Here is a 7,396-nt window from a genome sequence, read left to right on the forward strand (position 1 = left end):
CGACGGCTGGCCGGACGGCGCCCTCTGGGCCGACGCCCTCGAGGCGCTCGTGCGCGACCGCGCCACCGTCCTGGTCAGCGGCGCGACCGGGGCGGGCAAGACCACCCTGCTCTCCGCGGCCCTCGGCCGGGTGCCGGGGGACGAACGGATCGTCGTCGTGGAGGACACGGCCGAGGCCGCGCCCGATCACCCGCACGTGGTCGCCCTGCAGTGCCGCGCCGCCAACGCGGAGGGCGCCGGCGAGGTCGGACTGGCCGAGCTCGTCCGCCACGCGCTGCGGATGCGGCCGGACCGGCTCGTGGTCGGCGAGTGCCGCGGCGCCGAGGTGGCCGATGTCCTCACCGCCCTGAACACGGGCCACCAGGGCGCGTGGGGCACCCTGCACGCCAACGCCGCCGCCGAGGTGCCCGCCCGGCTGACGGCCATGGCCTCCCTGGCCGGCTGGCGGCCCGAGACGGTGGCCGCGCAGGCCCGCGCCGGCGTGGACGCCGTGCTGCACCTCGCCCGCGACGGCCACGGGCGGCACCCCGTCGAGCTCGCCGTCCCGGACCCGCGCGCCGACGGGTTCGCCCTGCTGCCCGCCCTCACGTGGCGACCCGGGACGGAGGCGGCGGGCGGGCGGACCATCGAGGGACCCGGCGTGCCCGCGCTCGCGGCCCGGCTCGCGGGGCGGAGCGGCCGGTGAGCACGACGACGGCGGCCGGGCAGGCACGACGGTCGCGCGCTGGGCGTGCCGCGGCGCTGCTGCCCTGGCGGGCGGGGCGGCCGACGCCGGAGGAGGAGACGGAGGTGCTCGTCGGCGTGCTGCGCCGCTGGGCCGCCCTCGTCTCAGCCGGCCTGACCGAGGAGCAGGCCTGGCGGGAGACCGCGTGCACCCTGCCCGCCTGCGGGCCGGGCCCGAGCGAGGCGGGCACCGCGTGCTGTGCCCATCACCGCGCCCGACGCCGGGCCGAGGCACTGGCCTGGGATGTGGAGGCGGGGGACGCGATGGCTCATGACGCCACCCTGCACCGGGAGGCGGCGCGCCGCGGCGGGACCCCGTCCTGGCGGACCCCCGCACGGGACCCGGGCTGGGCGCTGATCGATGCGGCGCTCGCGGCCGGGGCCCGGGCGGGCGCGGCTCCCGCAGCCGTGGCCCGGCGGCTGGCCCACAGCCTCGAGGCGGACGTGGACGCGGCCCGGGCCCGCCGCTCGGCCGCGGCGGGGCCGGGCGCGACGTCCCGACTGCTGCAGTGGCTGCCCCTGGGCGGCCTCGGCCTCGCGTGGCTGCTCGGCACCTCCCCGTGGGACCTGGTCCGCTCGCCCTTCGGCGCCGTGGTCGCCGCGGTGGGGCTGCTGTTCTGGCTGGCCGGGCGGTCCTGGACGCGCCTGCTGCTGCGTTCGGCCGCGCGCGAGCCGGCGGCCGTGGGCGCCGCCGTCGTGCTGGACGTGCTGGCGGCGCTGCTCAGCGCCGGCCGATCCCTGCCCGCCGCGCTGGACGACCTCGGCCGGACCCTGCCGGGCGCCCGCGACCTGCGCGCCACGGCGGCGCTGCTGCTCTGGGGCCGGGACTGGGACGAGGCGTGGGCGGGCCTCGACACGGACCCGGTGTGGACCGAGACCGCCGCCCGACTGCGACCGCTGCACCGGTCCGGGATGGCCGGCGCCCGCACGCTGGCCGAGACCGCCGCCGCCGTCCGTCAACAGACCCGGCGGGCCGACGAACGGGCGGCCGAGGAGCTCGCCGTGCGCCTGGTGATGCCGCTGGGGCTGTGCCTGCTGCCCGCCTTCGTGTGCTGGGGCGTGGTGCCCGTCGTCATGGCCCTGCTCGGGGCGGGACCGGGCTGAGGCCGTGGCGACGCCAGGGCGTCCGGTCCTGCACAGGGCCCCGATCGCCCCGGCCCATCCCCGGATCCGCATCGCCCCCGGCGCGCGGGCCCCGGAGCGGGCCAGCCTGGGACCAGCGGCCCGGCCGGGCCGTCACCACCGCCCCGCACCGCGGGGCCCACTCCAGGAGGACCACCATGACCCACCGCTCCCACACCGCCCAGCCCGCCGTTACCCGCCCCAGCGACCGCGACCGCCTCGCCCGCGTCGTCGACGCCGCGGGCGAGGAGACCGGCGCGATCACGGCCGAGTACGGCATCCTCACGCTCGCCGCCGTGGGCTTCGCGGGCGTGCTGGCCGTCGTGCTCACCAGCCCGGACGTGCAGTCGCTGCTCGTGGACCTCGTCACCGGGGCGCTCCAGCGTGACTGAGCACCCGACCTCCGCCCCGCCGTCCGCGCGCCGCACGGGCGCCCGGACGGCGGGGCGGCCCCGGGCGCTCCGGGGCGGCGAGACCGGGGCCGTCACCGCCGAGTACGCGGTGCTGCTGCCCGTGATCGCATTCGTGCTCGTATCCGTCCTGCTGGCCGGCGCCGCCGCGGTGCAGCAGGTGCGGGGTCAGGACGCGGCGGCGTCGGCCGCCCGCATCCTCGCCCGGGGCGATGACGAGGCGGCGGCCCGGGACGCCGTGGCACGCATGGCCGGCGACGATGCCTCGCTCTCGCACACCATCGAGGGCGGCTGGGTGACCGTCGAGGTCGTCCAGCCCGGTCCCGGGCCGCTCGCCTGGGCCGAGGCCCTCACCCTCACCGCGCACGCCGCCGCCCCCGACCAGCGGCCCGGAACGCCCGCCGCTTCGCCGGAGGACCGGTCATGACCCGCGGGAGGGCGCCCGCGCGGGGCGAACGCGGCTCGGGCACCGTGTCCGTCCTGGGCACCGCCGCCCTGGGGGCGGGGCTGCTGCTGGCGGTCGCGGCGCTGGGGCAGGCCTCGGTCACCGGCGCCCGGGCGGCCGGGGCCGCCGATCTGGCGGCGCTCGCCGCCTCCGACGCCCGGCGCGGGCTCTCCGACCACGAGCCGTGCGCGCTGGCCGGGCGGACCGCCGAACGCAACGGGGCCGCCGTCGTGGCGTGCGAGGTGCGCGAGGACGGGACCGTGCGCGTCGCGGTCGAGCTCACCCGCGCCCCGCTGCCGGCGGCCACGGCCGACGCCGTCGCGGGCCCGCCGCGGTCTCAGGCCCCGGGCGCCGCGTCCGCGGACCCGCCGGAGGCACCGCCGCCCGAGCCGTCGGTCGAGGCGTCCGCCGGGACGAGGTGATCGGCGTGGTCCATCAGGAACCGCAGGACGGTCAGCGCGCCGGCCTTGTCCAGCGGGCTGTTGCGGTTGCCGCACTTGGGGGACTGCACGCAGGACGGGCAGCCCTCCGCGCACTCGCACGCCGCGATGGCCCCCGCCGTCGCCTCGACCCAGCGCCGCGCCTGCTCGAAGCCGCGTTCGGCGAAGCCCGCCCCGCCGGGCCGGCCGTCGTAGACGAACACGGCGGGGGAGCCGGTGTCCGGGTGCAGGACCATCGAGACGCCGCCGATGTCCCAGCGGTCGTTCGAGGCGACGAGCGGCATCATGCCGATCATCGCGTGCTCGGCCGCGTGCAGGGCGCCGGGCAGGCGATCCGTGGTCAGTCCCGCGGCGATGAGCTCGTCCGAGGCTGCCTGGAACCACACCGCGGAGGTGAACAGGTCCCGTGCCGGCAGGTCGAGGGGCTCCTCGCCGAGCACCTCCCCGGAGACCAGGGCCTTGCGCTGGAAGGACACCACCTGGGTGCGGACCTGCACGTCCCCGAGGCACCAGCGCAGGGTGCCCGCGCGCGCGTCCAGGCGGCGGTGCACCGCCACGATCTCGATCTCCGTGACGTCCCGGGCCTGCGTGGTGAAGTCCGGCCAGGCGCGCGTGACGACCACCGCGTGCGCGTCCTCGTCCAGCTCCTCCACGAGGTACGTGCGGTCCTGGTGCACGTACACCGCGCCGGGATGCGCCTGGTAGTGGGTCTGGGGCGAGTCCATCGTGCCCAGCAGGGCGCCGGACTCGGCGTCGATGATGTCCATGGGACCGCCCCCGTCGTCCCGCAGGGAGACCATGCCGGCGGCGTGCTCGGGGTGCGTCCAGAACCAGCCGGCCGGCCGACGGCGCAGCAGCCCCTGCTCGACCAGCACGTCCAGCAGGGCGCGCACCCGCTCCGGCTCCCCGAACCAGCCGAACGCCTCGGGCGTGATCGGCAGCTCCGCGGCGGCCGCGCACAGCTGCGGGCCGAGCAGGTGCGGGTTCTCCGGGTCCACCACGGTGTCCTCCACGCCCAGGTCGAACACGGCCTCCGGGTGGTCCACCACGAACGTGTCCAGGGGGTCGTCCGAGGCCACGAAGAACGCGAGCGCATCCTGGCCGCCGCGCCCGGCGCGGCCGATCTGCTGGAAGAACGACGCGCGGGTGCCCGGCCAGCCGGCCACCACCACGGCGTCCAGCCCCGCGACGTCGATGCCCATCTCCAGCGCCGGCGTCGAGGCCATGCCCAGCAGCCGACCCGAGCGCAGGTCCGCCTCCAGCTCCCGCCGCTCCTCGGGCAGGTAGCCCGAGCGGTAGGCCGCGATCCGCGTGCCGAGCCCCGGCTCGACCTCCTCGAGCTGCCGCTTGGCCGCGCTGGCGATGGCCTCAGCCCCTCGCCGCGAGCGGATGAACGCCAGCGTGCGCACCTGCTGCAGGGCCAGGTCCGTGACCAGGTCGGCGGCGGCGGCCATCGCCGAGCGGCGGACGGGCGCGCCGTTCTCGCCCCGGCGGTCTGTCAGCTCCGGCTCCCAGAACGCCACCGTGACCGCCCCGTGCGGGGACGCGTCCTCGGTGACGGCCGTGGCCGGCGCCCCGATCAGTCGGGCGAAGTGCCCGGCCGGATCCGCCGACGTCGCCGACGCCCCGATGAACACGGTCTCCGGCCGGTCCCCGCGGTAGTGGGTGGCGATGCGCCGCAGCCGACGCAGCAGGATCCCCACCTGCGAGCCGAAGACGCCCCGGTACGTGTGCGACTCGTCCACCACCACGAACGCCAGATTCCGGAAGAACGCGGCCCACCGCTCGTGGTGCGGCAGGATCCCCACGTGGAGCATGTCCGGGTTGGTCATGAGCACGGTGGCATGCTCGCGGGCCCAGATCCGGTCCTGCGGTGCGGTGTCGCCGTCGTAGGGGGCCGCGCGCAGCCCCGGGGCGCCGTCCCGCTCGAGGGCGCGCCAGGAGGTCAGCTGGTCCGCCGCGAGGGCCTTGGTGGGGGCGAGGTAGAGCGCGGTGGCCCGGGGGTCGGCGGCCAGCCGGGTGCCGACCGCCAGTTGGTAGCCCAGCGACTTGCCCGACGCCGTGCCCGTGGCGAGCACGGTGTGCGTCCCCGCGCCGGCCAGGGCCGCGGCGCGCACCTGGTGCAGCCACGGCCGCTCGACGCCGCGCGCCGCGAACGCCCCGACCAGGCCCTCCGGAGCGTCCGCGGGCCAGTCCGTGTGCCGGGCCTGCCGTGCGGGCAGCTCGGTGACGTGGCGGATCTGCTCGGGCAGCCCGGTCCGGCCCAGCGCCGCACGGAGTCCGGCCCCCGCCGGGGTGTCCGGGCGCAGGTCGCCGGGTGCCGTGACGGACAGCCCGGCCACGACGTCGGCCACCACCTCACCGACGGGCTGCGGCTCCGGTCCGGAGAAGTCCGGGTCAGCGTCGTCGACGGGCGGCGCGGCGTCCGCCGCGCCGGGCGTCCCCCAGCCGCCCGCGGGATCCGCCCAGGGATCGTGCTCCGGGAGGTGGCCGGTCACGCCCCCATGGTGCCGGTGTGCTCGGCGGTGGGGTTGTCCTCGACCAGGCCGCGACCCCAGATGGACACGGGGCCGAGGTCGGTCCAGGCCAGGTGGCGGTACAGCTTCTGGCCGTCCGGGGAGGCGACGAGCAGGCCGCGGCTGATCTCGCCCTCGCTCATGACCTCGGAGGTGAGGTAGCGCATCACGAGGGAGCCGAGGCCGCGGCGACGGTGGTTCGGGGACGTCCAGATCCGGTCGTAGACGGCGGTGCCGTCCGCCTCGGTGACCCAGCCGAGGGCGGCGAGCTCCTCCTCGCCCTCGGGCGCGGTCGAGGCGCCGACGGCCAGGATGCGCAGGCGACGGCTGCCCTCCATCGGCTGGTCCACGCGGGCCTCATAGCCCTCGGGCAGCAGCGGGGGCTCCACGTCCTGCAGCTCGGGATCCATGTCCATGGTCATGAAGCGCTCCGGCTCGGCCTGGGACTTCAGGCCCATGGCCTTCGGGTCCTCACCGGCGTCGCCGAACACGGTGAGCAGGATCTGCTCCTGGTCCCGCAGCGCCTCGCGCAGGTCCTCCAGCTCCGCGCGGGAGGGGTTCACCACCACGTGCTCCCACGTGGCCGGCACGTCCACCGTGGCGCGACCGGAGCCGCCGGGGATCATGTGGGCGGGGCGGGGGGTGCGCAGGGCCGCGCGTCGCCCCGCCTCCTGGCTCGTGCGGTAGCCGCGCGATCGCGACCAGGCCGCGAACCAGATGTCGACCAGTGCCGGATCCAGATGCTCAGTCATGTCTGAAGGGTAAGGCGTGTGGCCGGTGCGGGCCAGGCCCCGCCCGTCCCTCACGGCCGTCACGTCCGGGGCCGCGCACTAGCCTGGACCTCGATGAGCACCGCCGCCCTCTCCCGCATCGCGCTGTACTACCGGTTCACCCCGCTCGCCGACCCCGAGGCGGTGCGGCTGTGGCAGCGCGCGCTCGCGGCGTCCCTCGGCCTGACCGGCCGGATCATCGTGTCGCCGCAGGGGATCAACGGGACCGTCGGCGGACCGGTCGACGCGGTCAAGCGCTACGTGCGCGGCACGCGGGAGCATCCGGCGTTCCGGGACCTCGAGGTGAAGTGGTCGGACGGCTCGGCGGCGGACTTCCCCCGCCTCTCCGTCAAGGTCAAGCCCGAGCTCGTCGCGTTCGGGGCCCCCGAGCGCGTCACCGTGGATGCGGACGGTGTCGTCGGCACGGGGGAGCGGCTCACGCCCGCCCAGGTGGACGCGCTCGTCGCCGAGCGCGCCGGCACCGCGAACCCCGTGCGCTTCCTCGACGGCCGCAACACGGTGGAGGCGGCCATCGGCCGCTTCGAGGGGGCCGTGGTCCCCGACGCGCACACCACCCGCGACCTGCTCGCCGCCGTCGACTCCGGAGCCCTGGACCACCTCAAGGACGCGCCGCTGATCACCTACTGCACGGGCGGCGTGCGCTGCGAGGTCCTCTCCGCCCTGCTCAAGGACCGCGGCTTCGCCGAGGTCTACCAGCTCGACGGCGGCATCGTCCGCTACGGCGAGGCCCGCGGCGACACCGGACTGTGGCGGGGCGAGCTGGCCGTGTTCGACCGACGCCTGTCCACCCGCTTCACCGCCGACGCCGAGACCATCGGCCGGTGCGTCACGTGCCAGACCCCGACCTCGGCGCTGCGCAACTGCGCCGACCCGGCCTGCACCACGCTCGAGGTCCGCTGCGCGGCCTGCGCCGCCGACGACCCCGAGCACCGCTGCCCCGTCTGCGCCC

8 protein-coding genes are annotated in these 7,396 nt (G+C 77.2%); 6 read left to right on the forward strand and 2 right to left on the reverse strand.

Going from position 1 to position 7,396, the window contains the following annotated elements; all coding sequences use genetic code 11:
* The 5 genes from J1M41_RS11605 to J1M41_RS11625 all read left to right on the forward strand — a co-directional run.
* On the forward strand, positions 1 to 685 hold a 685-nt coding region (locus J1M41_RS11605; RefSeq protein ID WP_206451792.1), incomplete at its 5' end, for a CpaF family protein.
* Entirely contained in the window at positions 682 to 1,827 is a 1,146-nt protein-coding gene (locus tag J1M41_RS11610; protein ID WP_206451793.1) for a type II secretion system F family protein, read from the forward strand. The genes J1M41_RS11605 and J1M41_RS11610, both read left to right, overlap by 4 nt.
* 176 nt (positions 1,828 to 2,003) lie before the next feature.
* Positions 2,004 to 2,237 carry a DUF4244 domain-containing protein gene (locus J1M41_RS11615; protein WP_044658881.1) on the forward strand — a complete coding sequence of 78 codons (234 nt, stop codon included), beginning with the start codon at positions 2,004 to 2,006 and terminating at the stop codon, positions 2,235 to 2,237.
* Positions 2,230 to 2,682, forward strand: coding sequence for a TadE family type IV pilus minor pilin (locus J1M41_RS11620; protein ID WP_095694901.1), 453 nt, complete (start codon positions 2,230 to 2,232; stop codon positions 2,680 to 2,682). Before J1M41_RS11615 ends, J1M41_RS11620 begins: the two co-directional genes overlap by 8 nt.
* Entirely contained in the window at positions 2,679 to 3,122 is a 444-nt protein-coding gene (locus J1M41_RS11625) for an Rv3654c family TadE-like protein (RefSeq protein ID WP_095694900.1), read from the forward strand. The genes J1M41_RS11620 and J1M41_RS11625 overlap by 4 nt, the downstream gene beginning before the upstream one ends.
* Here the strand turns inward: J1M41_RS11625 and J1M41_RS11630 are convergent.
* Together J1M41_RS11630 and J1M41_RS11635 are read right to left on the reverse strand one after the other, a co-directional pair.
* Positions 3,038 to 5,638: a DEAD/DEAH box helicase gene (locus J1M41_RS11630; protein WP_095694899.1), complete on the reverse strand. Its 2,601-nt coding sequence runs from the start codon at positions 5,636 to 5,638 to the stop codon at positions 3,038 to 3,040. The genes J1M41_RS11625 and J1M41_RS11630 overlap by 85 nt on opposite strands.
* Positions 5,635 to 6,408: a GNAT family N-acetyltransferase gene (locus J1M41_RS11635; RefSeq protein WP_206451794.1), complete on the reverse strand. Its 774-nt coding sequence runs from the start codon at positions 6,406 to 6,408 to the stop codon at positions 5,635 to 5,637. Before J1M41_RS11635 ends, J1M41_RS11630 begins: the two co-directional genes overlap by 4 nt.
* A gap of 93 nt (positions 6,409 to 6,501) precedes the next feature.
* Here J1M41_RS11635 and J1M41_RS11640 point away from each other — a divergent pair.
* On the forward strand, positions 6,502 to 7,396 hold an 895-nt coding region (locus tag J1M41_RS11640; protein WP_206451795.1), incomplete at its 3' end, for a rhodanese-related sulfurtransferase.

The organism is Micrococcus sp. KRD096, from assembly GCF_017168495.1.
Classification (GTDB): Bacteria; Actinomycetota; Actinomycetes; order Actinomycetales; family Micrococcaceae; genus Micrococcus; species Micrococcus luteus.

Bases quoted from the DNA above. Each gene is read 5' to 3' on its own strand.
- J1M41_RS11615 (WP_044658881.1), top strand. From the start codon at position 2,004: ATGACCCACCGCTCCCACACCGCCCAGCCCGCCGTTACCCGCCCCAGC.
- J1M41_RS11625 (WP_095694900.1), top strand. From the start codon at position 2,679: ATGACCCGCGGGAGGGCGCCCGCGCGGGGCGAACGCGGCTCGGGCACC.
- J1M41_RS11635 (WP_206451794.1), bottom strand. From the start codon at position 6,408: ATGACTGAGCATCTGGATCCGGCACTGGTCGACATCTGGTTCGCGGCC.